Below are 25,409 nucleotides of genomic sequence, written 5' to 3'. Positions count from 1 at the left end.
CTGCAAGGCGCGGAGGGCGGCCGGGTCGCCGACCCCTGAGGCCAGGAGCCGATCGAAGGGCGTTTGCGGGCGATCATACTGGCGGCAGATCCGGGCGCCCACGCGCTGCTTGCGGAGGAGCTTCACGGAGGGTTGGTAGAGGTTCATCATCAGGCGCCACTCGTGGCGGTAGAGATCGTTGATGGCGGCCTGCGCCGCCAGCGAGTCATAGCGGTCCCAGCCCAAGAGCTTGCGCACGTGGGTCCAGTTCTTCTGCTCGACGTGCGCATTGTCGTCTTTCTGATACGGCCGGTCGCGCGTGAACTGGATCTGGTGCGCCCGACAGTACTGGAAGAGACAGGTATTGATGAATTCGGACCCGTTGTCGGAATCGAGGCCGCGGAGGGGAAAAGGGAGGGCACCGCGCAGCTCGGCCACGGCGGCGCGGACGACGCGTTGGGTCTTGCCGAGCACGGCGCAGGACTCGACCCAGCCGGTATGGAGATCGGTGAGATTGAGGGACTGGAGAAAGTCGCCATCGGCCGAATTGCCGGAATGGGCGACGAGGTCGACTTCGGTGAACCCGGGCGTGGTGACGGGCCAGTGCTCGGTGCGCAGCGGGATATGGTGCTTGAGCAGGGTGCCGGGTTTGGTGCGCCCGTACAGGCGGCGGCGCGCCTGGCGTTTCCGGGCTTGCAGGCGCCGGTCGATCGTACTGGGACTGATCCGGCGCAACCGGCGGTCGAGGGCGGGCGGAATGGCAAAGTGGCGGCGCGCCCAGGGGAGCCAAAGCGGCAGGAGCGCCTGCAGGCGGCGGGACCAGGGATAGCCGGCCGCCTCCCAGATCGCCGCCAGGATCGTGACGACCTCGTCCGAATAGGCCGGCGCTCGGCGGTGGGGCGTGCCGGTCGGTGGGGTGCGGGCAGTTGAGGAGCCTGATGGCGTACTTGCGATGGTATCCCGTTGTGGCACAGAATTCGTCGAGGATGGCGGGCTTCGCGCGCCGTGGGGCGAGGGTATAGCGCGGGCGGAGGGTGCGGACATATTCGCGACGGGCTGCAGGGGTCACCGGAGCCTCCGGGCGCGCAGGGTGGGGGATAGCGCCCGGTAAGATTTTCGATGAGGTGACGATACGCCGCATAGTAAGATTTTAGGCGAGTTGATTCGCTTGTTTGACTCCAATCCGTCTCATGCTATAGTAGAAACCAAACTTCATACCGTGTCGGTTGGGTGCTCCCGGTTCGCCGGGAGTAAAAGGGAAGTCCGGTGCGCGGCCCGCAGATATCCGCGGTGCCGCAATGCCGGCGCGGTCCCGCCACTGTAACGGGGAGCTGCTCCAGCCAGATCGCCACTGGGATAACCGGGAAGGCGCGGAGCGGTGAGGATCCGGAGCCAGGAAACCTGCCCAATCGATCGCGTACGGTGACCTTCGGCTGAGAGGAAGGTACGCTTGCGGCCTTGTGCCGTTTCGGTCCCCGTGGGTCTCATGGGGGCCGGTTTTTTCGGGTCTGGAGCCGCAGACGGGGGGATGGATGCATGCTGGCTCGATTATTCGGCTCGGCGCTCATCCGATCTGTCGGTTGGAGAGTGGTTCCACAGGTTCTGGCTCTCACGCTCATCGCCGCTCCCCCCGGGCGGGCCCAGGAGCAGCCGCCGCCCGCACCGCCGACATTCGAGCTGCCGGAAATCGAAGTGGCCGGCAAGCGGCCGCAGCTCCCGACTACGACGCCGGGCTCAATCAGCGTCATCACCGGCGATGAGATCGCGGCGATGGGCGCCCTCAATGTCGCGGACGCCCTCCGAGTATTGCCCGAGATCCGGATCAAAAACAGCGGCGGCCCGGGCTCGCTTACCACGGTGAGCATCCGCGGTTCTTCCTCCACACAGGTGCTCGTTCTCCTTGATGGCGTCCCGATCAACCGCCCCGATCAGGCAAGCGTCGACCTCAGCACCCTCCCGATCCAAAACGTCGATCGCATCGAGGTTCTCCGCGGGCCTTTCTCAGCGATCTACGGCAGCGCGGCGCTCGGAGGTGTAATCAATATCGTCACAAAGTCCACGCCGGAGACGACGGTATCATCGCGGGTCGGCTCATATGGTCTTACCGGCAATCTCCTCTCGCTCGGCGGCCGGCTGGAGGACCTCACCTACCTCGTTCAAGGCATCCTCAACTCCGGTGCCGGCTTCGCCCCCGACACCGATTTCTCCGATTTCACCACAATGGTCAAGCTCCGCTGGCCGACTGCCGACGATGCCGGGGTGACGCTCACCCTCAACCGGTTCTCGCATGACGTCGGTACCCCCGGGCCGCTGCCAACGGCGCTCCAGGATCTGCTCGCCCGTACCCTCGAGGGTCGAACCCTTCTGGACTTGTCCTGGCGTCGGGGACGGGCCGACGGCCCCGGAGCGATGCTGCGGCTATACACCCTCGATGACGATGTGAACTTCAACAGTCCGGGGACCGCGTTCCAGTCTGACGACACCGCGAGCCTGTGGGGACTGCAGGGCCAGGTCGTCACCGTGCCGGGCCCCGGTCATCTCCTCACGCTAGGGGCAGAGTATCAGGGACAGACGATTGCGCACTTCGACAACGCCCCGGCCACCTTCACCAACACCGGCAGCGACCTCGGCTTCTACGTGCAAGACGACTGGCAGGTCTCTCCCGGCACCCTGCTCTCCTTCGGGGTCCGAGACGATATGTATCAATCGTACGGAACCCAAATCGATCCACGGATCGGCGTTGTTGTGCTGCTCAGCGACCGCCTGGCGCTGCGCGCCGGTTTCGGCCGGACGTTCCGAGCGCCGAGCTTCGACGAATTGGCGCCCGCACTGTTCGGGAATCCCGGGCTGCAGCCGGAGACCGCGTGGTCCTATGACCTCGGCCTGGACTACACGCTGATGCCGGGTCTCGCCCTTCAACTTACCGGCTATCACACGGATGCCACGAATCTCATCACCTCTTCGCCTCCGCTTTTTGTTCCGATGAACGTGGGCCATGCGGTCGTGGATGGCGCGTCGATCGAGCTCGTGGGACGGGTGGCCGAGCGATGGTTCGTTCGCCTCAACTTCACCGACCAGCTGGCGCGCGACGCGAATTCCGGGTTCGATGTCATCTACATCCCGCGCCAGCAGGCGAACGTGGAACTCTCCTACCGGTGGGCTCGCGGCAGCACCGTGACCGCTCTCGTGCGCTACGTCGGCGATCGGTTTGCCGATCCCGCGAACACCGTTAGGGTCCCGGGGTACTGGCTGACCGGGATTACCGCGGCGTGGGCGCTCGACAATGGGTACACACTGCAGGTCGGCGTCGAAAACCTCTTCGACGTGCAGTACCAGGAATCGCTCGGCTTCCCCGAGCCGGGGAGGACTGTCTTCTTGGGCCTCGCGAAGAGCTTCTAGGGGTGTGCGGCTGATGAGCACCGTTCGGCGCCGGATCCTGATCGTGGCATGCACGGCGGCTGTTGCAGCGGCTGCGGGAGGGAGTGGATGGGTGCGCTTCCGCCCGCCGGCCGCCCCGCCTTCCCCTCGTCCAACCAGCGCAAGGACCCGGGAGGTCCCGGGTCCGAGCGCCGCCGATGAGGGGCTCCCGTTGTTTTCCGGGGCGGCAACCCCACCCCTCGGGTCGCCGACGGCGCAGCCAGCGTCCCGTCGACCATCTTCCCCTTCCGAGCCTGCCCGGGGCAGGGTTCAGTTGCCGCAATCCCAGGCACACCGGCGAGGCGGTTCGCCCGTGCACACGAGCTCGACCCCCGTGAGCTCTCCGCCGCGGGCGGGGTCCTCCTCGCGGGTGGGAGCCTCTCCCTCTGAGGCCGCTTCCGATTCGTCGCCGGCCGCGGGTCGACCTGACGCCGACCCGGCCACTCCGGCGCTGCGGGCTGCGGGGCCCAGGACCCATGAGGGAGGGACGGCGGCAGGCCCCGACGCCGCCGCGGGGCGTGCGTCCGGCCCCGCCGTCCCCGATGAGGTTGGTGAGCTTCCCGCGCAGGAGATGGGTCCGGCCAGCGGGGTTCCGTCGAGCATTCCGCCTCACCTCACCCCTCCGAGGGTGCTCACGTCGGTGGGGACCGTCTACCCGCCGGATGCCCTCCGCCTGGTGGTCAGACGGCAGGACCTTGGGAGCGCGCTGGCACTCGATGCGGCGGAAGGGACCGTGGGGCTGCGTGCGCTGGTGTTGGCCGACGGCACGGTCGATCGAATTGACGTCACCACGTCCTCGGGGTCCGCAGAACTGGACCATGCCGCGACCGACGCCGTGAAGCGCTGGCGGTTTGCCCCCGCCCGGCGCGACGACGTTCCCATCGACGCCTACGTCGTGCTGCGGATTCGCTACGTGGTGCGCTGAGGAGCGGAGGCGAGGCGCCCGGCTGGCCTACGGGCCAGGCGAATCGCGCTTTCGTAGATCCCGAAGAAGGCCAGCACATACGCGAGGTCGCTGAGCGCGGTGTTGCGAAAGAACGGGATCGCGGCGGCGAAGTCGGCGCCGAGGCCCGCCAGGGTGTGTGGGTAGAGCGGCCCGAACCACTCCCCCAGGTTGGTGATCACGAAGAAGAGGATCGAAGACCCAACCGCCGCGCCGGCAATCCGCAGCGTCGTCCGCCGGCGGCGGAGCGCGGTGCCAATGAGGACGATCAGGGCGAAGCTTCCGTAGACCCACATCCATCCCGCGTAGAAGCCGAGCACCAGGTCGGAGAGGACGAGCGCAGCGAGCGGCACCGCGAACGCCCATGCCCCGGGGAGCAGCGCCCCACCAAAGAGGGCCATCGCGCCGATCGGGGCAAAATTGGCGGGGTGGGGGACGACCCGCAGCACCGCCCCCGACGTGATCAGGGCGTACGGCAGAGCTCCGATCCAAACCGGCAACCTACGCGATCTCATGATACGCTCACCATCTACAGTATACTGGGCGGCGCGGCCCGTCTCCTCTCAAACTTTCCCGCTTCCCCCGAGAGGAATGCGGCCGTGCCGGAGGTAAAATGCCACCGCATGGGGCACGCCGTTCTGATCACCGATCACGACTTCCCGGACCTCGAGCCGGAGGAGCGCATCCTGCGGCCGATGGGTGTGCAGCTCGAGGTACTCAAGTCCTCGGATCGCCCCACGCTGAGATCGGCCCTCGGCCGCGCCGACGCCGTCATCAACCAAACCGTCGCGCTGGACGCGGAAATGATCGCGGCGATGCCGAGGTGCCTTCTGATCGTCCGGTACGGGGTCGGGTACGACGGTGTGGACATCGAGGCGGCCACGCGGGCAGGGATCTGCGTCGCCAACGTGCCCGACTACGGGACCCAGGAGGTCGCGCTGCACGCGGTTGCCCTTCTGCTGGCCGTGCACCGCCGTTTGTTGCAGTACGACAGTGCGCTCCGGCAGGGACGGTGGCTCAAAGGGCCGGACGTCGTGCCGCCGGTCCCGCGCCTCAAGGGGCTCACCCTCGGGATCGTCGGGTTCGGCAGGATCGGGCGGATCGTTTCCGGGTACGCGGAACCGTTCGGCCTCCACCGGTTGACCTATGATCCGTACATCAGCCGGTCCGCCGCGATTGAGGGGGGAGCGGTCCTTGTCGACTACCAGACACTCCTCCGCCAGTCCGATTTCGTAACGTTCCACACCCCGCTCTCAACGGAGACCCAACATCTGCTCGGTCCGACCGAGATCGCGCTGATGAAGCCCACGGCCATTCTCATCAATACGTCCCGCGGAGCTGTGATCGACACGGCGGCGCTGGCGCGAGCCCTCCAGACCGGGAAGCTGGCCGGCGCCGGGATCGACGTGTTCGAGCAAGAACCCCTCAAGGCGAGCCACCCGCTGCGTACCGCTCCCAATGCGCTCTTGACCCCGCATGTCGCTTGGTACAGCGAGGAGGCGAAACTTACCCTGAAGCGCCGGGTGGCCGAAGAGGTGGCGAGGGCCTTGCAGGGAGAGTGGCCCCGGTCGCTGGTCAACCCCGAGGTTCGGGGATCTGCCCGCCTGCGGTCCCGGGGGAAGTCTCCCGAACCTTCCGGCTAATCTTGGCCGGGCCGGACGATGCCCGAACGCCGGTGCGCCCTGGGGTGTTTTGAGAACGATAGTATCTGGGTATATTTACCGAGGAAGGCCAATGGATCTGTCCGTTGATGGAGCGCACAATGACTAAGACGGTTGCTGCTATCTTTGGTCTCTTTACGGTGCTCGCAACGCTGGGTACGATGACCCCCAAGGGGCAGGGTATGCTCGGGCTGAGGCCGCCGCAGCAGGCGGAGCCCGTCACGACAATCAAGGATACGGCGGCTGCACCTCCTGCTCCCATCCAGCAGGTGCGGGAGGTTGTTCCTTCCGGCCACCCCGCTCCCGCCTCGCGCGAGGCCGCGCCGGCAAGGCCGGCCCAACCTCAATCGGGCGGTCTTTCGACCATCACCAACATTCTCCTCAATCTACCGCAGGTGCTCGATCAGACTCGCGTCGGACCCGCCCCGGGTCCGGGTTCGTGGACAGAGCCCAGGCAGGTGGACGAGCCGCAGAGGCGGGTCAAGAAACAGGGCGACGATCAAGGGGCAGACGGCACGCACTGAGCAACAGATCTGATCTCCGGCGGGTAACACGAGGGCTCCCATCGTACGATGGGAGCCCTCGCGGCTGCGGGCTGACCGCCTGCCTCAGATTCGACGCGGCGGGACGGACTGATCCGGGGTGCTGGGCCCCGGCGCTCCGGGAATCATCGGACCGGGGGTGGGGAACCCAGGGATCTGCGGCCCCCCGTAGGGCTGCATGTAATAGAACTCCGGGTTGCCCCCGCCGCGCGGCATCGGCCCGGGCCGGAGTTGGTAGAGCTTGCCCTGGAAGAAGTAGAGGATCTTGTTGCAATCCTGCCCGCTGGCACCGGGGTTGGGCAATCCCGGTCCCTGGTCCTGGCCGTTGTTCGGAGGGAGCAGGGGGACGAATTCCTTGGGAGTGAAGGGCGACCCCTGGACGGGAAGGACGATTGGGCCGCGGTCGCTCGCGGCTGCGCCGCCATGTCGGCTCCACGCAGTCACCGCACTGCCCAACAGGAAGACGGCCGCCACCCCGCCGACAAAAATCCCCAGAACGAACATCCGCATGCCACGGTCGGCCATTCCCTCGCTCCCTTCAACCTCAGCTGCCCGGTGTGCCAATATGCTACCATACCCTCCTCGGGTTTCCCAGTGTCGGCGCCGGCCTCCTCACGCTGTTCCAACTGGGCTCGGGCGGCCGAAGACCTCCATGCTACAATGGTGGTGAGGTGATCTCGCGTGGCATTGTTGATGGCTTTCCCTTGCGGTCGGTGCGGCAAGAAGTACAGCGTCTATTATCCGAAGACGTTTATCGCATCGGTGTACGGCACCATGACCGCTGCCCAGGCGGATCGCGAGGACGCGGAAGATCGGGCGTCGGGGGCCATCGAAGCGGCCCGACGGCGCGCCGAGAACGAGGGGAAGATCTGGATCGACGCGAGCGAGCAATCCAAGGTGACCTGCTCCTGCGGGAAGACCCTCAACCTCAACTTGGCCGATCACCCACGCGTTCCCCAGCGAAAAGGGGTGACGACGGGTACTCGTCAAACCGGCGTGATCGCCTTTCCCGAGGTGCCGAAGAAGCGTCAGCCCTGAACCGGATCGTTCCGGTCCTGCTACGGCGGTTCCTTCCGCGGCTGCTCAGGGACGATGAGGTGAGTGATCTTGGTTCCCCGGGGTGTGCTCTCGGCTTCGTACTCGACGATTTCCCCTGGATCCAACCGCCGCCGGCCGGCGCCGCGGAGCACCCGGCGGTGCAAGAAGACGTCACGCCCGCTCTCATCAACCACGAAGCCGTAGCCCATTCGACTGTCGAACCACTTGACGACGCCCCGCTCCATATCCATGGCCCGTCCGGGTAAAGTAAAGGGTCTGGTTTGAGTTTGGCCGCCCCGGGACGCGGATCCTGTTAAGATTCTTCCAGGTCCGGGCCGGCATCCCGCACGACCACTTTCGGCGGCAGCCCATTGAGCAGGTTGTCCACCGACTCCGCGACGTCTCGGTGGATCACGAATGCATCGCGGTGAGCGATTTCCACTGCGCAATCGAACACCGGGGGGCCGATGCGTTCCAAGACGGTGCGACGCACGATTCCGCGCCTCGCGACTTCCTCGTGAGACAGCACGATGGGGTGCAGGTCCCCGACCAGGCAGGCGAGTTCTGAGTTGAAGACCATATCGCGAAGCGAAGTCGCGTGGGCGGTTGCGACCAACTGCACGCCGCGGCGGGCGATGGTTCGGGCCACCCTTGCGTCGGCGGCGAACCCGAGCTCATCGATGATCACCGTCTCAGCTCGGTGGTTGATCACCGCCTGCAGAATGGTTCCGGCCTGTCGCGTTTCGGCATCGGCTGGTCGGTTCGGTTCAGCGAGCGGAATCTGCAGGCACCGTGCGCTGCCGATGGCGGGATGCGGGATCTGCCCGTCACCGCCAATCTCGTTGCTGGTGTCGGCGATGACAACGCGGCGATGTAGTTGTTCAGATAAGATGGCCGCAGCACTTCGCAGGACCGTCGTCTTGCCCGCCCCAGGCCTGCCAATGACCAGAAGGTTCTTCCCCGTCGCGAGGAGGTCGCGAATCGGGGCCGCCGCCCCGTCGATCGCCCTTCCCACCCGGAATGTAAACCCGGTGATCTCCTGGTAGCGATCGCGGATGCATGCGATGCGGTGCAGCGTCCGCTCGATTCCAGTGCGATTATCTTCTCGGAACCGCGTGACGCGCCCGAGGACATACTGGATGTCTTCGCGGGCCACCTCTCTTGATGGAGAGGTCCACCGGGAGCGATCGCGGCAATGGACGCGGGGCGGTCGACCGAGATCCATCTCGATTTCCTCAATTCCGTCTGCACCCAGCGCGTCAATCCACGCTACGATCCACCGCGGGATGACGGCAAAGAGGGTCGCGGCCTCACCGTTCGACATGGGGAGCTTGTTTTATTGGGCCCGGGATACCGGAAGCCGATCGAGGCCGGCAAACACCATCTGGAAAGTGATTGGGAGTATTGGGCTCGCACTATGCGGGTCGTTCCCCAGAGGGAAGAGGGAGAAAATGACCTCGAGTTGACGCGGGGCCCGCACGGCAGCGTTGATCATCCCCGTTTCCTCGGTTCCGGCCGGCACCACGGTTGGATGGGTCTTTTCAGTAGGATCCTGCGACATGACGAACGGCACGAGTCGCCCGTTCACCCTGACCAGAACCCCGCTGAGTCGGATCGCAAGCCCGACGGCTCCCTTATTCGTGATGCGATAACGGATCCCGACGCCGTCGGGCCCCCGAGCGAGCTGGAAGGTACCGACCGCGTTGCCGCTCGATTGCTGCACTTCAAGGAACGGCTGTCCGCCCCCCTGCGACGAGGTCTCAGTGGGAGCCTCAACCCGCACCGGGATCGCCGACGGTTGCAGCGGTGGTAGGGGCGAGGATAGAGACGCGGGGTGCGCGGTGGTGAGGGGGGCAGTCAGAACGTACACGATATCTGCGGTCCGCTGACCGGGACCAATAGTGAGATCCCAGATTGAGGTCAGGTCTCCAAACCACACAACCATGTTGGTGACCCCGGTTGCCGTTTGGGGCTGAAGGACAATGTCAAACACATCTTGTCCTCGCTTGACCATCGTGGCCGCCACGATGCGCGGATCGCCGATGGCGACGGTGTCGATCCTGTGATCGGCTCTGAGCACCGTGGCGAATCCAGGTTGGAGGCGCAGAGCGGTTTTTGTAGCGCCCCCAAGAACTCTGACGGTCAGCGTTGTGGGACCAGACGCTCCCGCCGTCGAACTCCACGCGCTCAACAGCAGGGCAGCCGCGAGGATGCTCGTGAGCCGCCGCCGTCCGTTCTTCATGTGCGCTCCCTTAGAAATTGCTCCATGCGCTCCGTTCCCCACTGAGAAATATTGCGCCCTTCGATCAGCAACTTGCTCTTCAGGCGCCGAATCTTCTCCGGATCGAGGGGAACGGCCAACGCCGCTAAGGTGGTGCGGTCGATCCCCTTGAAAAAGCGGAGCCCTCCGGGCGACAGCGGGCGGGTTCGATGTGTGGTAACCTCTTCATCCACCCATTCGCGGATGACGCTTTGCATCAAACGCCCTTCCAGGATCAGTCGTGCGCGGAAACGTCTGTGGAGATCTTTCGGGACGTGGATGCCCAGCTTGGTCAGTTTTCCCCGTAGTCCAGCCGAATGGCCCCTGCCTCTCGCTGCCCCCGCGATCCACATTCCTCGCCACCTCCACTCTGTCAGGGTTGGCTTTCCGGTGGATAGATATTTAAATATCTGATCATCTAGAATATACCGGAGACGGGCCCCCGACGCAAGGGGAGCCGCTCAATGCGGACCCTGTAGCGGCCGATGGCGAAGTGAGGCGGCAACCTCATGGAGCCGGCGGACGATATGATCGTGCAGCCTGATGACCTGCGCGATGATCACGTCCGGGTCTTCACCGTTCTCAGCGAGGCACTCCATCATCGAACAAAACAAAGCCTGCGGGACCCGGGTTGCACAATCCAGGGCCTCTTCGATCGTGAGCTTTCCGGAACGCTCCGCGCCTTTGATCTGCGCCCAGATCTTTTCGAACAGCACCCGCGCACCTCCATCGGGCCGTTGACCCTGGATTGTCTCCGGTAACGATCCTACACGGGGCACGCTGGGGTCGACAATCGGCAGTGCGAACTCGGCTGATTCACTCTGCGAATGCTCAAACGGTTGTTCACGCTGTGGGCCAACCGCTTCGTATCCGCCCGGCATGCCTCAGTTTGGCGGATCTGCGTTCGTGTCACTCGGGTCGGCACCGAAGGCCGGCAGGATGGTTCGACATGATGGGGGCGTGCGGGCCCGCAGCGCCCAGGACCAGTGATCTATTTGAGTTTATCAGACAAACTTCTCATATAGTGACAATTGACATAGGCGGACACTATTAATAAACTCCGGATGGGTCGACATCACGACAGGAGGGTTGGGTGCCTACGCTGGGGCAACGGATTCGGGCAGCCCGCCTCGAGCGTAAGTTGACCCAAGAGCAACTGGCCGGCAGCGATCTCACCAAGTCATACATTAGCCAGCTCGAGAGGGACAGGCGGACTCCGCATCTGATCACCCTCAAGGCCTTGGCGCGGAGGCTCGACAAACCGCTTTCTTCTTTCCTTGATGGGATCCCAGAAGATCGCGAGGCCGAGGTCTTTCTAGGTCTCGGACAGGCTCGTCTGCAGGCCCACTCGGCCATGGATGCTTACGGGCCGCTTGAAAGAGCCCTGGAACTGGCCGCCGAACAAGGGGATGAAGGCCTTCAGGCACGTATCGAGCTGGCGCTTGCCTCCGCCGATCAACAGCTTGGTCACCTGCTTCGGGCCCAACGCCGCCTCGAGCGGTGTCTCCGCGTCATCGGACGCATGGGCGATGTGACTTCCCTTGTCGCCGCTCACGACTGCCTGGGCAGAACGAAAATGGGAGTGGGGGATGCGGCCTCAGCTCTGTGGGCGTTTCAGACCGCTCTGCAGCTCGCCGAGAAGTTGCCTTACGATCCGATTTGGCGGGCCAGGTTGTGCCTGGGTCTCGGTGTCGCACACAAAGCATTGGGGAATATTCCGGCGGCCCGCGAGGCGTTCGTTCAAGGGCTGGACGCCGCATCCGTTCACCAAGAATCTGCGCAGGTCGCTGCGTGGCATCTTGGTTTGGCGGATACGGCAGTCGAGGAAGGGCGCCTTGAACAAGCGTTCCAGCAGGTTGGCCAGGCAAGGGCACTGTATGAGATCCTCGCTCATCACCAACACCATGCAGAGATCCACGAACGCCTCGGCGAGATCGCCCGAGACGAAGGGAACTACGAAGAGGCCGAGCGACACTACTGGCGCAGCATCGAACTCCATGGCGGGGGAGGCAATGGTCGCGGCGCGGCGCATTCATTGGGGAATCTCGCTGCGGTTCTTCTCGAACACACGTCTGCCGACACGGCGCTCGCGATGTGCGAAGCGGCATTGGGCCTGCTGACCGGGGTAAGCGATCGGGGCGCACGAGCTCGCGCTTTGATGATGCGGGGGGCGATTCGCCACAAACAGGGACGGCGGGACGATGCTCGGACGTCGTTTCAAGAAGCCCTGGTCCTGTTTGTCGCGCTCAATCACGATGATGGTGTTCGTGTGGCGCGTCAACAATTGGCCTTGTTGGCACTCGAAGCTCAGGATCTTGCTGAAGCGCGCCAGCATCTCGAGGAACTGTGTAAGAGGCCGGCGGGCCGCTGAGCGGTTACTCAGAATTTTGACATAGGGGTGGCCCTCTTGGGATAATAGGGTGCGCGAAGCGGTACACTGGGCGGTTAGCTCAGCGGTAGAGCGCATCCTTCACACGGATGAGGTCGCAGGTTCAAAGCCTGCACCGCCCACTATATTTATCGATGCTTTGTGGAAGTAGCCCACCGGTTGGAAACTCCCGATTCCGTTAGCAAACCGTTAGCAATCACCGCAGCCTGTGCCTGGGCTCTCGTAGCCGCGTGGCTGTACGTGCTGGGGGTGAAGGCTGGCGACCGATGCTCCAGCCGATCCCCGATTGTGCGATAGTCCACGCGAAGCAATCAACAGTGTCGCGTGGAAGTGCCGTAGGTCATGCAGGCGGAAGCGCACCACCTTGAGCCGCTCGATCCTCGGCAGATGATCTCGGTTGCGGGTGTTGGACGGATTGAGTGGGCGACCACGTTCTCCAACGAAGAGCAACCCGCTGTCTCGATACTTCGGGCGGAGGCGGAGACGTTGCTCCTCCTTCCACCATAGCGCCACCTTGATCGCCTCAACGGTTACATTAGGCATAAGAGAGTCCGCGCTCCCGAGTCTGTCTTCGCCTGGCCGTGGACCGGATTCTTACCGGCGCGGATGTCCTGTCTGGGCGGTATTTCGCCGCCGCGTTTGAATATCCGATTTACCCCTATTGCCTGGCCCGTTTCCCCCCAAAGTGCAGGAAACGGCACATCCCTCTGAAGAACGTCGCCCCTGACTGTACGCGGTCCCACTTGTGCCTCCCAGGAGGCCGCACATGGCTGCTCTACCGATGGGGACGGTCACCTTCCTCTTCACCGACATCGAGGGGTCCACACGTCTGCTTCAGATCCTGGGTGACCGGTACACGGAAGTCATCGCTCAACATCACCGACTGCTCCGTGCCGCCTTCAAAGAGAGGGGTGGACGCGAAATCCGGACCCAGGGGGATGCCTTCTTTGTCGTGTTCACCCGGGCCAGGGATGCTGTCTCCCGCCGCTGTGGCGGCTCAGCGCGCCATTTTTGCACATTCGTGGTCTGAAGGGATGCCTCTACGCGTCCGGATGGGGCTGCACACGGGTGAACCCCTCATTGCCGAAACCGGATACGAGGGTATGGATGTGCACCGCGCTGCCCGCATTTGCACCGCCGGGCATGGGGGTCAGATTCTCCTGTCTGATACGACTCACGCCCTCGCTGCCGAAGACCTACCAGCGGGGGTAAGCCTTCGCGATCTAGGTGAGCACCGCCTCAAGGATCTCGCTCGTCCGCACCGTCTGTTCCAGGTCATGGCCGCCGATTTGCCAGCCGACTTCCTGCCTCTTAGGACGCTGAGTGCTATGCCGAATAACTTGCCCATTCCGTTAACCAGCTTTATTGGGCGAACGCGAGATATTACAGAAATCAAAACGATGTTTGCCACGGCCCGACTGCTCACGCTAACCGGGGCAGGCGGCTCCGGCAAAACGCGGCTGGCCCTGCAGGTTGGTGCGGACTTGCTCGAACAATACCCTGACGGCGTGTGGCTGGCTGAGTTGGCGGCGCTCGCAGACCCTGCGCTCGTCCCTCAAACAGTATCTCGGAGTGGAGGGGTCACTGATGCGTGAGTTAGAAACGGATCGGCTTGTGATACGACCGTTCACAATGGATGACCTTGACACGTTCGCGGGACTCATGGAGGCGTCGTTTCCCGGATCGACAGACCTCAATGCGTACCGCGAGAGGCTTACATACTACACGCTAGGCGAGAGGGTTTTAGCGGAACTTCGGCAGCCGCCTTACGGCGACCGCGCGGTAGTTCTGAAAGCCACTGAGAGGCTTATCGGCTCGGTTGGGTTTGTGCCCTGTCTCGCACCGTTCGGTCAACTGCCGTTCTTCGGTCGGGTGAAGGACGCGAAGTATTCGCCAGAAGTCGGCCTATTCTACGCTGTAGCGCCTGAGCATCGAGGACGCGGGTTTGCGTCCGAGGCGGCGGCGGCGATGGCCCGGTTCGCGTTCGACCATTTCAACTTGCAGCGTATCGTGGCGACCACGGAAGATAACAATGCCGCGTCAGCCGGGGTGATGCGGCGGATCGGCATGACAGTTCAGCGCAACCCTCGGCCCACGCCACCGTGGTTTCAAATCGTCGGAATACTGGAGGCCTATTGATACCGAAGTAGACTGGCAGTATGCCTTTTCGTCCCGAGGAACGCGCAGCGATCGCCGATCTGGTAGTCTATCTGTCCCACGAGCGTAAACACGACGGGCGCGAGGGCTCAGATCCGCCGGACTGGATATGCGAAGATCGCGCGAGGAAGGTGAGCGCGTCACGTGCCGGGATGGATATGCATCTAACAGTTGAGCGAGATTCTGATATGTAAGCGGTTAGATTGCCGCCACCATCTCCTTAAGCACAAAGTCGCGCTTTGGCTTCTCCCCCAGCTTCAGTGAATCAGCACCGAGGTACCTGCGGAATTGCTGCAAACAGTCTTGGAGGGCAGCCAGCAATTCCTCATCTTTCCTATCTATTCCCTTTTCCCACCACCAATTTTGAATGGTGAAGAGCTTTGCCTTTTTGTCGAAGATCGGATCGAAGCGCGCCACCAGGCGGTCCCCAACGAGCACGGGCAAGACGTAATAGCCCCACGTTCGCCTGGAAGCCGGTTTGTAGACCTCCCAGGTGTAGACGAAATCGAAAAGCATTTCGATCAAATCGCTGTCCCACATCAAGTTATCGAGCGGCGCAATAAAGGCTGCGCCAAAAGACGCTTTGCTGGACCTGCCAGCGGTTTCCAGTGCGGGCAGGTCGCCGCGACGTATATAGAATTCCTGACGCGGCAGGCCCTCGATCGCCATTCGCACCAGCCTGCCTTTCTTCAATAGGCGCGCCAGAGCACCCCGGATCTGCCCGCCGCGCCAACCTATAATGCCGCCCCATTTCGCATTGACTTTCGGGTGGACAAGACCGACGCCGCCTGAGCGACGAAACACGTGCCATTCCAAATAATCTTCCTGCGACGCGTGGCCTTTACGGACGTTGTGCAGTTTGGGCGGCAGTACCCGCCGGCTTAGCTCGAAATACCGCCGGGTGCCGACGCGGTGATGGACCACCGTCTCCCCGCCGACGAGCAGGATATTCATGGCAATACGCACCGCTCGGGCTTTGTTGGCCAACCACCAGTCTATGCGGGTGTCGTCCTCAAGATCCGTCGACGAGAGTGGGCCACGCCGCCTGATTTCATCCCGCACCCAATCCAACAGCTTGGCGGCTTTCGCGGTACTTTCGCGCCGGGCATAATTGTCGCCCAAATCCTCGCGATAAGTAGCGAAATACGGCCAATCTTCTACAGGATAAATCGACATCTGTTTGTCGACCCCGTCGAGCAACTTGCGCTCCTTATAGAGGAGGGCGGTGAGCATGGCGGGCTTGTAGCCGTGGACTCGAGATTGCAGCACGAGGTCGGTGTTCTGGCCCACGATATTGATGGGGTCGTATTGGATGCAATTGACGTGGCGCACGAAATCCAGCACGCCCTGTTCGGCGCGCAGTTTGCGCGGCGGCAGTAGGCGGAGATGGGCGAGCAAAAAGCGCCTGGCTTGCTGCCGGGTGATGGTGAGCTCAGGCGGCGGTAAGGCAGGAGGCATTGGGTTCTGAAATTTTCAACGTTGGTTTTCGCTCAACCGGAATTTTCCATTTGGCTTTGCGACTCGCCCCTGCGACGGCGAATGACTTACACCGTGCCCTCGACGTGCCCCCGCAGCCAGCCGAGAATGGACGGCCACCCTCGATGGCTGGAACGTGACGGCTCCGTGTTGAGGCCCGAGTGCGTCAGGCGAACGGTCGTAACGCCGGCTTTCTCCTCCAGATCCCAGCGCACGATGCTCTCGGTTTGGTCTCCCTGCCAGTCGGGCAGCCACGTGAAAACGAGCAGACGCGGCCGCTCGATCTGACGGTACACACCGGTCACGCTGACGGGCTTCCCGTAGCCGGTGCCGCGCATCACCAGCCTACCGCCAGGGCGCGGGTCGGATTCTATGTGCGTCCAGCCAAATTGCCCCGTCTGTCCCCACCACTTTATGCATTCCTCGGGGTTCGTGAGCGCCTCGAAGATCCGGTCCGCCGGCGCCTTAATCGCGATCTCCTCGATGATGGTGTCGTGTGCCCGCGTTGGACTCATCGCTTCTCCTCCACGTACCGCTTGAGATTGCGCATCGTCTCGCGCCAGAACACTCGGTAATCCTGAAGCCAATCGTCGACCGCACGCAGCGGCGTGGCGTTCAACTGACAGACCCGCGCCGTGCCGTCGCGTTGAGTCTTCACCAAGCCCGCAGAGCGCAGCACGCGGAGGTGTTTCGAGATCGCCGGCCGGCTCGTTCGAAAGTTGCCCGCGATCTCGCCGACCGTGTGCCGGCCGCCGCGCAGCAGGCTCAGGATCTGCCGGCGGGTCGGGTCGGCAATCGCCCGGAACACCATGGTGCGTAGCGTCTTTTGTCTAGTAACCATTTGGTTACTAATATGATAACCGAATGGTTACGAAGCTGTCAACTGCCCAACTTCCATTGGACCGGGATTCTTGCAGAGCTTCGGTGACTCTATTGAGGTGGCAGTCCCGTTGGAACGCGCTGGCGGGTCGCCACCCTCGGGTCGGGGTGAGAACACGCGGGTAGCGCTACCTCAGGAATTTTGGAATTGTAGGCCGTCGTTGGCGGTTGGCGAGGAGCTGAGACGTGCTAAACACATAGTATGAGGCTCAGTGTCCGAGCGCAGCAGAGAGCCCGCTCCGATGGCGAGAGCGGGCTCTCGTTTTACATGCAATCGGTTTCGAGCAATTCGTCAGCTCGCAGACGAACGATGAAACTGTCTTCGCAGAAGACTGATGATCACGCTGACGGCAAGCGCCGCACCTACGGCGAGAGGCACACCAACAAGCAGGCGCTCAATGGAGCCACTTCCCGCGTCAGGGTCGATTCGGAACCGCTCCTCGATCCAGTCCTGGGGCAGGATCGCAAACAACACCCCAACGGCGATCGCAATCGCTGAAGCCGTGGCTTGAGTCCGTGCCGATAGCCATCTCTTCACGCTCATCCCTCCCTGGATTGTCTTCCGCACCCGACACTTGAACCCACTGCAGTGCCTTGTCATCCAGCCCTGAAACAATGATCGGCGGCACCGTTATCCTCGGGGCGCTCCACGCCCTGCTTTTTCTCCTGGTCCACCAAACTCCTTCTTGCGCGGTATGCGAAGCTTGGAGCTCCATTGCCGAGAGGAGTGCGCGCGTCGAAATGGGAATCCTGAAAGAGGTCTACTTGGCCGGAAGAATTTAGTTGGGTACGTCGCTGGGCCCCGAGCGTCGTTCCCGAGCTCGGTGTGCCTGTCGAGTCGTCATCGGCTCCGCAACACAAACGGGTGAGCGTGGGGGCAGAGGAGGGAAGCGTTGTTGAAATGGTGGGAGGACAAGCGAGAGGGGAACATTCCATGACAGAGCTCTCGGGTTCGACGGCGAAACTCGGCGCCCTCAAATGGCGCTGCATCGGGCCATCGCGCGGCGGGCGCGTCGTCGCCGTCGCGGGGGATCCCGAAGACCGCAGAGTGTTCTATTTCGGCGCTTGCGCCGGCGGCGTCTGGAAGACGACCGACAGCGGTACGTATTGGCGCTGCGTGAGCGACGGTGGTCTCGGTTCGGCCTCGATCGGCGCGCTCGCCGTCGCTCACTCGGACCCCAACGTGATTTATGCCGGCACCGGAGAAACCGCAATCCGGCTCGATGTCTCCTACGGCGACGGTGTTTACAAATCGACCGATGCCGGCCGCAGCTGGACCCATCTCGGTCTCCGCGAGACCCGGTTCATCGGGCGCATCCGCATCCATCCGCGAGACCCCAATCTCGTCTATGTCGCCGCGCTCGGCGACGCGTTCGGCGCGAACGAGGAACGCGGCGTATTCCGATCGGCGGACGGCGGAAAGACCTGGCGCAAGGTGCTCTATCGAGACGTCAATTCGGGCGCCGTTGATCTATCGATGGATCCGAACAATCCCCGCATCCTCTTTGCGGCCTTCTGGCAGGCGCGCCGGAACTTCTGGAACCTGTCGAGCGGAGGGCCGGGAAGCGGCCTTTTTCGCTCGACCGATGGCGGCGAGAGCTGGACGGAGATCTCGCGGTCTCCGGGTCTGCCGGCCGGCCCTCTCGGCAAGATCGGCGTCGCGGTGTCGCCCGCCCACGCGGGCCGCGTCTGGGCGCTGGTGGAGACGGAAGCCGAGAAGACGGGGCTCTACCGATCGGAGGATTACGGAGAGAACTGGGCGCTCGTCTCGTCCAATCGCGACCTCATGCATCGGCCCTGGTACTACACGCATGTCTTCGCCGATCCCTGCCACGGCGAAACGGTCTACGTCGCCAATTTTCAGCTCTGGAAATCGACCGACGGCGGGAGCGGCTTCACGGAGATCCAGACACCGCACGGCGACAACCACGATCTCTGGATCGATCCTGCCGACCCGAACCGGATGATCGAGGGAAACGACGGCGGCGCCTGCGTCAGCTACAACGGCGGTGAGACATGGTCGTCGATCTACAACCAGCCGACGGCGCAGTTCTATCGGATCGACATCGACAACCAGTATCCCTATCGTGTATACGGCACGCAGCAGGACAACACCTCGATCTCAGTGCCGAGCGCCGCCGTCTGGGGTGCGATCACCCTGGACGACTGCACCTATCCCGGTACGGGGGAAAGTGGCTTCATTGCGGTCAATCCCGATGAGCCGAACATTGTCTTTTGCGGTGCGATCGGCTCGAGCCCCGGCGGCGCCGGGGCACTGCAGCGGTACGATCACCGCACCCGGCAGATCCAGCTGGTCAATGTCTGGCCCGAGGAATCGACCGGCATCGCACCCAAGGACATGCGATACCGCTTCGCCTGGACGTTCCCGATCGTCTTTTCACCGCACGACAGTGGCACGCTCTACGCGGCCGGGAACCACGTGTTTCGCAGTCGCGACCAGGGCATGAGCTGGGAGGAAATTTCACCGGATTTGAGCCTCAACGACAAGAGCCGTCAGGGACCTTCCGGCGGCGACATCACGCATGAAAGCGCCGGGGCGGAGGTACACGCGACGTGCGCGTCGCTCGCCCCATCGCCGCACCGGCCGGAGGAGTTGTGGGCCTCGACCGACGACGGGCTCGTTCACGTGACGCGTGACGGCGGCAAGAACTGGCAGAACGTCACGCCGCCCAAGATGCCGGCGCTCGCGTATGTCGGGTGCGTCGAGATCTCTCCGCACGACCCGGACACCATCTATCTTGCGGCGACGCGCTACAAGCTCGCGGATTACCATCCCTACCTGTTCCGCAGCACCGACGGCGGGCGACATTTCGAATCGATCAACGGCGATTACCCGGAGAACGAGATCACCCGCGTCGTGCGAGCGGACCCGGTGCGCAAGGGACTGTTGTTCGCCGGCACCGAGACCGGCATCTATTTTACCCTGAACGACGGGCGCAGCTGGACGCGCATGGGCGGAGGCCTGCCGGTCGCACCGGTCTATGATCTGAAGATCAAGGGGGCGGACCTGGTGGTCGGAACCCACGGCCGCTCTTTCTGGATCTTGGACGATATCACGCCGCTCAGGAGCTTCGTCGAGGGCAAAGGGGGAAGTCGCCTCTTTGAGCCGCGCACGACGGTTCGTACCAAGCTGCATTTCGGAGCCCTGCGAAATCTCCGGCCGAGCGGCGTCGCGTTCGCGATCGCCCCCGGAGTGGGCGGCGGTATCCGAACTTTTCGCAGACCGGACGGGACGAGTGGGCGCGAATATCTCGACGTCGGAGAGAACCCGCCGAACGGTGCGATCATCTATTATTGGCTGGACGACGGCGTTTCCGGCCCGGTTGCTCTCACATTCCGCGACGCCTCGGGGGCCGTGATCGGGAGCTTCCGCAGCGACGACAGTACTCTGCTGGCCGCGAAACGCCCCTCGGCCCGCCCCGGGCTCAACCGGTTCGTGTGGGATCTCAAATATCCGGGGCCCCAGACGCTCGATACGAGCCTCGCTCCGCCGCGCAACAAGCCGCTCGCGGAGCCGGCCGATCCACCGACCGGGCCCACGGTGGCGCCGAATCGGTATCGTGTGGAGATGTCGCTGGGGTCGGAGACCATGGCCGTCGAATTCTCTGTCGTGAAGGATCCGCGCCTCTCGACGACGCCGGAGGCGTACCGCGCGCAGTTCGAACTCCTGCGGGAATTGACGGCATCACTCGGCAAGGTCCACGCGACGGTGAATCGCATCCGTCGGCTGAAGCAACGGCTTGCGGTGCTGGCGGGATCGGAGACCCCCGCACGCGATCTCGGCGCACGGACCGCGGCCGTAGCGGAACGGCTGTCGGCGGTCGAAACCGTGCTCGTGGACGTCCATCGCGAGTCGGACCGCGACGTGCTGCGCAACCCCGCAGGCCTCAATGATACTCTTGTCGACCTGATCAACACCGTATCTGTGGCCGATGCCGCGCCGACGAAGCAGGCGGCGGCCGTCTCGAAGGAGGTCATGGCGCGCGTCGATGCCGAGATCGGCAAAGTCGAGCAGCTTATCGCAACCGAGGTCGCCGCGGTCAATCACTTGGCCCTGGGATGAGGCGTGGACGCCACGGACGGAGATTTGTTGATATCGCGGAGTGAGGAACTATCGGCTGCGGGCTGATCCCGCTCTTGGCATTCTGCGTGTCGGGAGTCGGAATGTGACTGCGGAGGTTGCGGTGCGGGAGGTGCCGGGTTACCGGACCCTCCAATTTTCCGTGTTCGTTATAACAGCACCAAGTGCGGGTGCGGCCGGAGTGGCCGCACCCGCACTCGCAGATAATGACATCGACGGGCCATAACCAATCTCATGGGCGCTGGTCAGCTGTCACTCGGGATCGTCAGCCGTTTGCATCGCATCGTGATCCGTCTACGCGACGTAAACCATCCACAGCACACCGAAGCGGTCCGCCACCATCCCGAACCGCGAGGAGAAGAACGTCTTGGTCAACGGCGCCTGCACCCGCCCACCGTCGCCCAGCGCGGCAAACACCCGATCGGTTTCCGCGTCCTTGGGCACCGTTAGCGACAGACCGAAGCCCTGAAATGTGGGATGCCCTAGACACTGCCCGTCGGACGCGAGGATCTGCGTCTCACCCACGCGAAACGCCGCATGCAAGACCTTGTCCCCGCCTTCCGCCGCCACCCGGTCGCGTTCCCGGGGTTCGGGGGCGTCCTTGAAACGGATGAGCGCCGTCACCTCCGCGCCGAGTGCGCGGCGGTTGAACTCGAGCGCCTCCTCACACCGACCATCGTAGCACACGTAAGGTTGAACCTGCATCGTCGTCCCTCCCTCTGATTTCGGGCCCGGCCGCAAGATCCGTTCTTGGGCGCCTGCCCGTTTCTGGATTCTCCCGCCGCTGCATAGTCGACCGACGGATCCTAAAATCGACACCATCGGCAAACACCCCCGCCCACTCGGGTCCAGCAAGGGGGGGACAAACGGGCGAAGACCTTTGAGGAAGTGGGCCAGGTTCGAATGCCGGGAGGGAGGGGATCCTGCGGTGTGTCAGCCCTCGACGAGATCGCGCAGCCTCCCATGAGCATCGTCCCATTGCCTTGAAATCAGGTCGAGGTGACGTCGCGCGTCTTTGAGCCGCTGCTGGTTCAACTGCCACACGCTCTCGCGTCCGTGCCGTGCGTTACGAAGGAGACCCGCGTCCTCCAATACGCGCAGGTGTTTGGTGATCGCTTGGCGGGTGACGTTGGAGCCAGCGGTGAGTTTGGTGATGAACATTGGCCTGTCATCGCAAAGGCGGAAGAGAAGCCTCAGGCGGGTTTTGTCACCCAGGGCTGCAAAAAGGAGGGCAGTGTCCTTCGGCTCCGCCAGAGTTCCCAAACTACCGCGCGTGGACAAGGTACTCCTCGATCAGCTTCACCTGTTCACGTTCACGCCGGCCATAGCGGGGCTATGAGTCCTGGTTTGCACATTCGGACACCCTTGCCACTTATGACGTACCGGGAATCCGGCAAACGCTGACCCGCAGGCATACTGTCCGAGCATCCTGCCGACTCCTCGGTGGCCGGAAGGTGGACCGATCATGGTTTATGGTCAAGCGGTGTCGATTTTTGGACCCCACGATCGACTACGGAGCGGAAGGAGGCCAAGGGTGAGCAGGCCCCAGGACGTGCGCATACGGCGCGTGCGTGCGACGGGAAGCAGGGGAGGTGGTGCGCGCCTGCCCACCGTCGGCAGGCGCGGGCGCCGCTAGCCACGAAGTTCTCCGCCTCACGGTTCAAGCCTTGAGGCGGACCCTTTCGATGCGTTGCGGGCAGTCTCACGTCGTGCAGGAGGGATGATGATGCGATTCATGTTGCTGATGATCCCGAAGGGGTACGAGAAGGCGGCGCCCGGCGTCATGCCGAGCGCGGAAGCCGTGGCCGCGATGATGAAGTACAATGAGTCGCTGCAGAAGGCCGGGGTGTTGCTCGACCTCCAAGGCCTCCACCCGGTGTCGATGGGCGCGCGCGTGTCGTTCCCGGGGGGAAAACCGATCGTGACCGATGGTCCTTTCGTCGAGACGCGCGAGGTCCTGGGCGGGTATTGGATGATCCAGGTGAAGTCGAAGGCAGAGGCCATCGAGTGGGCGTCGCGCTGCCCCGCCTCGGATAACGAAACAATCGAGGTGCGTCAGGTGCAGGAGATGGCGGATTTCCCCGCAGACGTCCAGCAGGCGGCATCAGGGTTTTCCGAGATGCAATCTCGAGCCAAGGAGCGTAAGAAGCGGTGATCGTCCCGCGGAGGCGAGGCGGCGTCAGGGGAGGAAGTACGCGCTCCTGGCGACGGGTGATTATTGGTGTGGCCAGGCGAGGTCCTTCAGCTCGAGCACGGCGCGCTCCAGAGCCTCTACCAGCTCCCTGCGCGAGCCCCGCACTACCCGAGGGGTTCCGATTCTGATCTCGCAAATAAACGGCACGATGAGAAACTCGCCTTTGGGCAGGCTCCGACCCATGTTCACCAGATAGGCGGGGACCACGGGGACGTCGGGGGTTTCCTCCAGCAGGTGCGCGATGCCGGTCTTGAACTCCCCCATGACGCCGCCGGTGCCCCGCGTCCCCTCGGGATAGAGGAGGAGCGATTCTCCGCGTTCCAGTGCCTTCCGCATGCGCCGAACGGGATGGTTCTCCGGCGTGATGTTTCGTCGCGCGATGGGGAGGATGTTGAAAAACGTGCGTGACAAGAACGCGATCAGCGGCGTTCGCTCGAACGTATCCGCCGCGGCGCAGGGGCGAATGCGTCGCAGCCGGCTCAGCGGGAACAGGCTCAGCAGCGAGACGGTGTCCAAGTGGCTGGAATGATTGGCGATGAGGATGAAGGGATCCCGTGCCGGCAGGTTGCCGCGTCCATGCACCCGGACGCCGATCAGCAGGCCCAGCAGCGGACGGATGACGAGGAGGAAGAGGAGCATCTGAGCCAGGTGGCGGAGCTTAGGAGTGGAAGTAGCGAACATAGTGAAAGAACACCGGGGCCGCATAGCAGAGGGAGTCGATGCGGTCGAGCATGCCGCCGTGCCCGGGAATAAGCGCACCGAAGTCTTTCACGCCGACATCGCGCTTCACGGCCGACATCACGGCGCCCCCGGCGAAGCCTGCGACGGCGATGAGCAGTGCGGCGACGAGGGTCTCGCCCGGGCTAAACGGGGTAAGGAATCGCACGAGCAGGCTGAGCAGGGTCGCACTGAGGATCCCAGCCAGGAACCCTTCCCAGGTCTTGTTCGGGCTGATCGTCGGCAAGATCTTGTGGCGTCCGAGGAGTTTCCCCCAAACGTACTGGAAGACGTCGCTGCTCTCGGTGACGAAGGCGAGGAAGAGCACCAGCGTGCGCCCATCGGCCAGCGTGCCGGGAAAGGATGGGAGGGTCGATAGGTAGCCGAGGTGGCTCAGGCCGAAGACGAAGGCCATGAGGCCCCATTGAATCATGGAGGCTGAGGCGACGAAGCCGGCGATCTCCCCGGCCAATACGAGGCGGACCGGTAGCCAAAGGAACATATACACCGGGATGAAGATCAGAAACATGACGTACGCGCGGCGGGCGATCCACACGTACTGGATGGGGATCGCGAGGAAGGCCCAGAACAGGGCACGGTGATCGGCCGGGCGCGTCCTCAGCAAGGTGACGTACTCCTTGAGCGCCCAGAAGCTGAGAAGCGCGAACAGGACGAGGGCGAGCGTGGCGTTCGCGGCGACGGCGCCGATGAACACCGCCGCCATCCACCACCAGGAACGCGTGCGGGATGCCAGCTCGCTGAAATCGCGCTCCGGGTATCTCCGGCGGAGCGCCCAGACCGCCCCCGACGCCACCAGCAGCATCCCGAGCACGATCAACCCTATCTGGGCGATCGGGGAGAGGGCCATCCACGTTGCGCGTGTCGCGTTCATCCCCCAGCCGCCGCTCGCAGTGATGCCGCAATCCGCCTCAGCCGCAAGATGCCCGTCCACACGCACCCCACGATGACGACACCCAGGCATGCCGCGGCCAGGCCGATTCGCGGCGGCGATCCCCACAGGGGCTGCCACGCGTGCGGGGAGAGGCCCATGTAGGCCGACAGGCCGACCACGGTGAACATCCGCCGCTGCTTGGCCATCGGTCCGCCAAACTCGTGACGGGCCCCCGCCGCCTTCCCCAGGGTGCGGATGTACGCCACCAGCAGCGCGGCCCCCGCGGCCGCGTAGCCAAGCGTGACGTTTCCCCCCGCGGCGTAGCCCAGCCCGATCAGCATGGCCATATCGGAGATGCGGTCGGGCAGTTCGTTGTACAGATCGCCCAGCGGAGAGGCACGGTCGAATTCGACGGCCACCATCCCGTCGAGCATGTTTGCGGCGGCCCGCAGGAGGATGAGCGCCCCCGCGATCAGCCAGGCCAGCTGGTTGCCGCGGGGAGCGGGTCCCGTCGCCGCCAGCGCCACTCCGGCGCCAATCCCGCACACCATCCCGGCAATGGAAATCGTGTTCGGGAGGACCCCATGCCCGTTGAGCCGGGAGGAGACCCACCGGGCCGCCGGCCAACCGCGTGCCGCGATCGGCCGGCGGTCCACGGCATTCGTCCGTCGCATTGTCGTCGCCGTCCCCCGCCGTCCGACATCACCCGACCATGACCTTACAATACCCAACACGGGCCGCCGCGATGATCAGATTCCGGACG

26 protein-coding genes, 1 tRNA gene and 1 riboswitch are annotated in these 25,409 nt (G+C 63.7%); of the genes, 11 read left to right on the top strand and 16 right to left on the bottom strand.

The window, feature by feature from the left end; all coding sequences use genetic code 11:
• The coding region (locus tag VKV57_04590; protein HLW59187.1) for a hypothetical protein at window positions 1–951 on the bottom strand (951 nt) is incomplete at its 3' end.
• A 239-nt stretch (window positions 952–1,190) separates the two neighbouring features.
• Window positions 1,191–1,403, top strand: a riboswitch (cobalamin riboswitch).
• A 163-nt stretch (window positions 1,404–1,566) separates the two neighbouring features.
• Here VKV57_04590 and VKV57_04585 point away from each other — a divergent pair.
• Window positions 1,567–3,378 carry a TonB-dependent receptor gene (locus tag VKV57_04585; GenBank protein HLW59186.1) on the top strand — a complete coding sequence of 604 codons (1,812 nt, stop codon included), beginning with the start codon at window positions 1,567–1,569 and terminating at the stop codon, window positions 3,376–3,378.
• A gap of 589 nt (window positions 3,379–3,967) precedes the next feature.
• Complete coding sequence (locus VKV57_04580; protein HLW59185.1) at window positions 3,968–4,321, top strand: energy transducer TonB; 354 nt, start codon at window positions 3,968–3,970, stop codon at window positions 4,319–4,321.
• On the opposite strand, the gene VKV57_04575 is transcribed toward VKV57_04580, so the two are convergent.
• Entirely contained in the window at window positions 4,306–4,854 is a 549-nt protein-coding gene (locus VKV57_04575; GenBank protein HLW59184.1) for a DUF6580 family putative transport protein, read from the bottom strand. The genes VKV57_04580 and VKV57_04575 overlap by 16 nt on opposite strands.
• Before the next feature lie 84 nt (window positions 4,855–4,938).
• Here VKV57_04575 and VKV57_04570 point away from each other — a divergent pair, with 84 nt between their 5' ends.
• Together VKV57_04570 and VKV57_04565 are read left to right on the top strand one after the other, a co-directional pair.
• On the top strand, window positions 4,939–5,982 hold the full coding sequence (locus tag VKV57_04570) for a C-terminal binding protein (GenBank protein ID HLW59183.1): 1,044 nt from the start codon (window positions 4,939–4,941) through the stop codon (window positions 5,980–5,982).
• 119 nt (window positions 5,983–6,101) lie between these two features.
• Entirely contained in the window at window positions 6,102–6,524 is a 423-nt protein-coding gene (locus VKV57_04565) for a hypothetical protein (protein ID HLW59182.1), read from the top strand.
• A gap of 84 nt (window positions 6,525–6,608) precedes the next feature.
• Here the strand turns inward: VKV57_04565 and VKV57_04560 are convergent, their stop codons facing one another.
• Complete coding sequence (locus VKV57_04560; GenBank protein ID HLW59181.1) at window positions 6,609–7,067, bottom strand: hypothetical protein; 459 nt, start codon at window positions 7,065–7,067, stop codon at window positions 6,609–6,611.
• A 156-nt stretch (window positions 7,068–7,223) separates the two neighbouring features.
• Here VKV57_04560 and VKV57_04555 point away from each other — a divergent pair, with 156 nt between their 5' ends.
• The gene (locus tag VKV57_04555) at window positions 7,224–7,580 is read left to right on the top strand and encodes a hypothetical protein (GenBank protein ID HLW59180.1); all 357 of its coding nucleotides are present in this window, start codon (window positions 7,224–7,226) and stop codon (window positions 7,578–7,580) included.
• A gap of 20 nt (window positions 7,581–7,600) precedes the next feature.
• Here VKV57_04555 and VKV57_04550 read toward each other — a convergent pair whose 3' ends face one another.
• The 5 genes from VKV57_04550 to VKV57_04530 all read right to left on the bottom strand — a co-directional run bounded on the left by VKV57_04550 (window position 7,601) and on the right by VKV57_04530 (window position 10,556).
• Complete coding sequence (locus VKV57_04550; protein HLW59179.1) at window positions 7,601–7,831, bottom strand: cold shock domain-containing protein; 231 nt, start codon at window positions 7,829–7,831, stop codon at window positions 7,601–7,603.
• Window positions 7,832–7,893: 62 nt separating this feature from the next.
• Window positions 7,894–8,736, bottom strand: coding sequence for a hypothetical protein (locus VKV57_04545; protein HLW59178.1), 843 nt, complete (start codon window positions 8,734–8,736; stop codon window positions 7,894–7,896).
• Between the two features lie 180 nt (window positions 8,737–8,916).
• Window positions 8,917–9,822, bottom strand: a complete 906-nt coding sequence (locus VKV57_04540; protein HLW59177.1) for a pilus assembly protein N-terminal domain-containing protein — start codon at window positions 9,820–9,822, stop codon at window positions 8,917–8,919.
• Window positions 9,819–10,193: a hypothetical protein gene (locus tag VKV57_04535; GenBank protein HLW59176.1), complete on the bottom strand. Its 375-nt coding sequence runs from the start codon at window positions 10,191–10,193 to the stop codon at window positions 9,819–9,821. Before VKV57_04535 ends, VKV57_04540 begins: the two co-directional genes overlap by 4 nt.
• 108 nt (window positions 10,194–10,301) lie before the next feature.
• A complete protein-coding gene (locus VKV57_04530) occupies window positions 10,302–10,556 on the bottom strand; it encodes a hypothetical protein (protein ID HLW59175.1) in 255 nt (84 codons plus the stop codon).
• A gap of 377 nt (window positions 10,557–10,933) precedes the next feature.
• On the opposite strand from VKV57_04530, the gene VKV57_04525 reads away from it, so the two are divergent.
• From VKV57_04525 to VKV57_04510, 4 genes are all read left to right on the top strand, one after another.
• Complete coding sequence (locus VKV57_04525; GenBank protein ID HLW59174.1) at window positions 10,934–12,211, top strand: helix-turn-helix domain-containing protein; 1,278 nt, start codon at window positions 10,934–10,936, stop codon at window positions 12,209–12,211.
• Between the two features lie 68 nt (window positions 12,212–12,279).
• Window positions 12,280–12,351 (top strand) — tRNA-Val (locus tag VKV57_04520).
• 644 nt (window positions 12,352–12,995) lie between these two features.
• Complete coding sequence (locus tag VKV57_04515; GenBank protein ID HLW59173.1) at window positions 12,996–13,259, top strand: adenylate/guanylate cyclase domain-containing protein; 264 nt, start codon at window positions 12,996–12,998, stop codon at window positions 13,257–13,259.
• 557 nt (window positions 13,260–13,816) lie between these two features.
• Window positions 13,817–14,368, top strand: a complete 552-nt coding sequence (locus VKV57_04510; protein HLW59172.1) for a GNAT family N-acetyltransferase — start codon at window positions 13,817–13,819, stop codon at window positions 14,366–14,368.
• 216 nt (window positions 14,369–14,584) lie between these two features.
• On the opposite strand, the gene VKV57_04505 is transcribed toward VKV57_04510, so the two are convergent.
• The 3 genes from VKV57_04505 to VKV57_04495 all read right to left on the bottom strand — a co-directional run bounded on the left by VKV57_04505 (window position 14,585) and on the right by VKV57_04495 (window position 16,673).
• Entirely contained in the window at window positions 14,585–15,784 is a 1,200-nt protein-coding gene (locus tag VKV57_04505) for a winged helix DNA-binding domain-containing protein (protein HLW59171.1), read from the bottom strand.
• A gap of 146 nt (window positions 15,785–15,930) precedes the next feature.
• Complete coding sequence (locus VKV57_04500; protein ID HLW59170.1) at window positions 15,931–16,377, bottom strand: SRPBCC domain-containing protein; 447 nt, start codon at window positions 16,375–16,377, stop codon at window positions 15,931–15,933.
• Complete coding sequence (locus VKV57_04495) at window positions 16,374–16,673, bottom strand: metalloregulator ArsR/SmtB family transcription factor (GenBank protein ID HLW59169.1); 300 nt, start codon at window positions 16,671–16,673, stop codon at window positions 16,374–16,376. Before VKV57_04495 ends, VKV57_04500 begins: the two co-directional genes overlap by 4 nt.
• A gap of 1,002 nt (window positions 16,674–17,675) precedes the next feature.
• Between VKV57_04495 and VKV57_04490 the strand changes: the two genes are divergently transcribed.
• Entirely contained in the window at window positions 17,676–20,825 is a 3,150-nt protein-coding gene (locus VKV57_04490; protein ID HLW59168.1) for a glycosyl hydrolase, read from the top strand.
• Between the two features lie 312 nt (window positions 20,826–21,137).
• On the opposite strand, the gene VKV57_04485 is transcribed toward VKV57_04490, so the two are convergent.
• Both VKV57_04485 and VKV57_04480 read right to left on the bottom strand, forming a co-directional pair.
• The gene (locus tag VKV57_04485; GenBank protein HLW59167.1) at window positions 21,138–21,548 is read right to left on the bottom strand and encodes a VOC family protein; all 411 of its coding nucleotides are present in this window, start codon (window positions 21,546–21,548) and stop codon (window positions 21,138–21,140) included.
• A 228-nt stretch (window positions 21,549–21,776) separates the two neighbouring features.
• Window positions 21,777–22,124, bottom strand: a complete 348-nt coding sequence (locus tag VKV57_04480; GenBank protein ID HLW59166.1) for a metalloregulator ArsR/SmtB family transcription factor — start codon at window positions 22,122–22,124, stop codon at window positions 21,777–21,779.
• A gap of 445 nt (window positions 22,125–22,569) precedes the next feature.
• Here VKV57_04480 and VKV57_04475 point away from each other — a divergent pair, with 445 nt between their 5' ends.
• Window positions 22,570–22,998: a YciI family protein gene (locus tag VKV57_04475; GenBank protein HLW59165.1), complete on the top strand. Its 429-nt coding sequence runs from the start codon at window positions 22,570–22,572 to the stop codon at window positions 22,996–22,998.
• 60 nt (window positions 22,999–23,058) lie between these two features.
• On the opposite strand, the gene VKV57_04470 is transcribed toward VKV57_04475, so the two are convergent.
• Genes VKV57_04470 through VKV57_04460 form a run of 3 tightly spaced genes read right to left on the bottom strand, consistent with a single transcriptional unit; the run spans window position 23,059 to window position 25,320 of the window.
• On the bottom strand, window positions 23,059–23,718 hold the full coding sequence (locus VKV57_04470) for a lysophospholipid acyltransferase family protein (protein ID HLW59164.1): 660 nt from the start codon (window positions 23,716–23,718) through the stop codon (window positions 23,059–23,061).
• The gene (locus VKV57_04465; GenBank protein HLW59163.1) at window positions 23,696–24,646 is read right to left on the bottom strand and encodes a phosphatidate cytidylyltransferase; all 951 of its coding nucleotides are present in this window, start codon (window positions 24,644–24,646) and stop codon (window positions 23,696–23,698) included. The genes VKV57_04470 and VKV57_04465 overlap by 23 nt, the downstream gene beginning before the upstream one ends.
• The gene (locus VKV57_04460; GenBank protein HLW59162.1) at window positions 24,643–25,320 is read right to left on the bottom strand and encodes a CDP-alcohol phosphatidyltransferase family protein; all 678 of its coding nucleotides are present in this window, start codon (window positions 25,318–25,320) and stop codon (window positions 24,643–24,645) included. Before VKV57_04460 ends, VKV57_04465 begins: the two co-directional genes overlap by 4 nt.
• Between the last annotated feature and the right edge of the window lie 89 nt (window positions 25,321–25,409).

This window comes from bacterium (assembly GCA_035307765.1).
In the GTDB taxonomy this organism is placed as follows: Bacteria; Sysuimicrobiota; Sysuimicrobiia; order Sysuimicrobiales; family Segetimicrobiaceae; genus Segetimicrobium.
This window is presented reverse-complemented; position numbering and strand designations above follow the sequence as displayed.

Coding starts and splice junctions, on each gene's coding strand:
- VKV57_04580 (HLW59185.1), top strand. CDS start 3,968: ATGGGTCCGGCCAGCGGGGTTCCGTCGAGCATTCCGCCTCACCTCACC.
- VKV57_04575 (HLW59184.1), bottom strand. CDS start 4,854: ATGAGATCGCGTAGGTTGCCGGTTTGGATCGGAGCTCTGCCGTACGCC.
- VKV57_04565 (HLW59182.1), top strand. CDS start 6,102: ATGACTAAGACGGTTGCTGCTATCTTTGGTCTCTTTACGGTGCTCGCA.
- VKV57_04560 (HLW59181.1), bottom strand. CDS start 7,067: ATGGCCGACCGTGGCATGCGGATGTTCGTTCTGGGGATTTTTGTCGGC.
- VKV57_04550 (HLW59179.1), bottom strand. CDS start 7,831: ATGGATATGGAGCGGGGCGTCGTCAAGTGGTTCGACAGTCGAATGGGC.
- VKV57_04540 (HLW59177.1), bottom strand. CDS start 9,822: ATGAAGAACGGACGGCGGCGGCTCACGAGCATCCTCGCGGCTGCCCTG.
- VKV57_04535 (HLW59176.1), bottom strand. CDS start 10,193: ATGTGGATCGCGGGGGCAGCGAGAGGCAGGGGCCATTCGGCTGGACTA.
- VKV57_04515 (HLW59173.1), top strand. CDS start 12,996: ATGGCTGCTCTACCGATGGGGACGGTCACCTTCCTCTTCACCGACATC.
- VKV57_04510 (HLW59172.1), top strand. CDS start 13,817: ATGCGTGAGTTAGAAACGGATCGGCTTGTGATACGACCGTTCACAATG.
- VKV57_04500 (HLW59170.1), bottom strand. CDS start 16,377: ATGAGTCCAACGCGGGCACACGACACCATCATCGAGGAGATCGCGATT.
- VKV57_04495 (HLW59169.1), bottom strand. CDS start 16,673: ATGGTGTTCCGGGCGATTGCCGACCCGACCCGCCGGCAGATCCTGAGC.
- VKV57_04490 (HLW59168.1), top strand. CDS start 17,676: ATGACAGAGCTCTCGGGTTCGACGGCGAAACTCGGCGCCCTCAAATGG.
- VKV57_04485 (HLW59167.1), bottom strand. CDS start 21,548: ATGCAGGTTCAACCTTACGTGTGCTACGATGGTCGGTGTGAGGAGGCG.
- VKV57_04475 (HLW59165.1), top strand. CDS start 22,570: ATGCGATTCATGTTGCTGATGATCCCGAAGGGGTACGAGAAGGCGGCG.
- VKV57_04470 (HLW59164.1), bottom strand. CDS start 23,718: ATGTTCGCTACTTCCACTCCTAAGCTCCGCCACCTGGCTCAGATGCTC.
- VKV57_04465 (HLW59163.1), bottom strand. CDS start 24,646: ATGAACGCGACACGCGCAACGTGGATGGCCCTCTCCCCGATCGCCCAG.
- VKV57_04460 (HLW59162.1), bottom strand. CDS start 25,320: ATGCGACGGACGAATGCCGTGGACCGCCGGCCGATCGCGGCACGCGGT.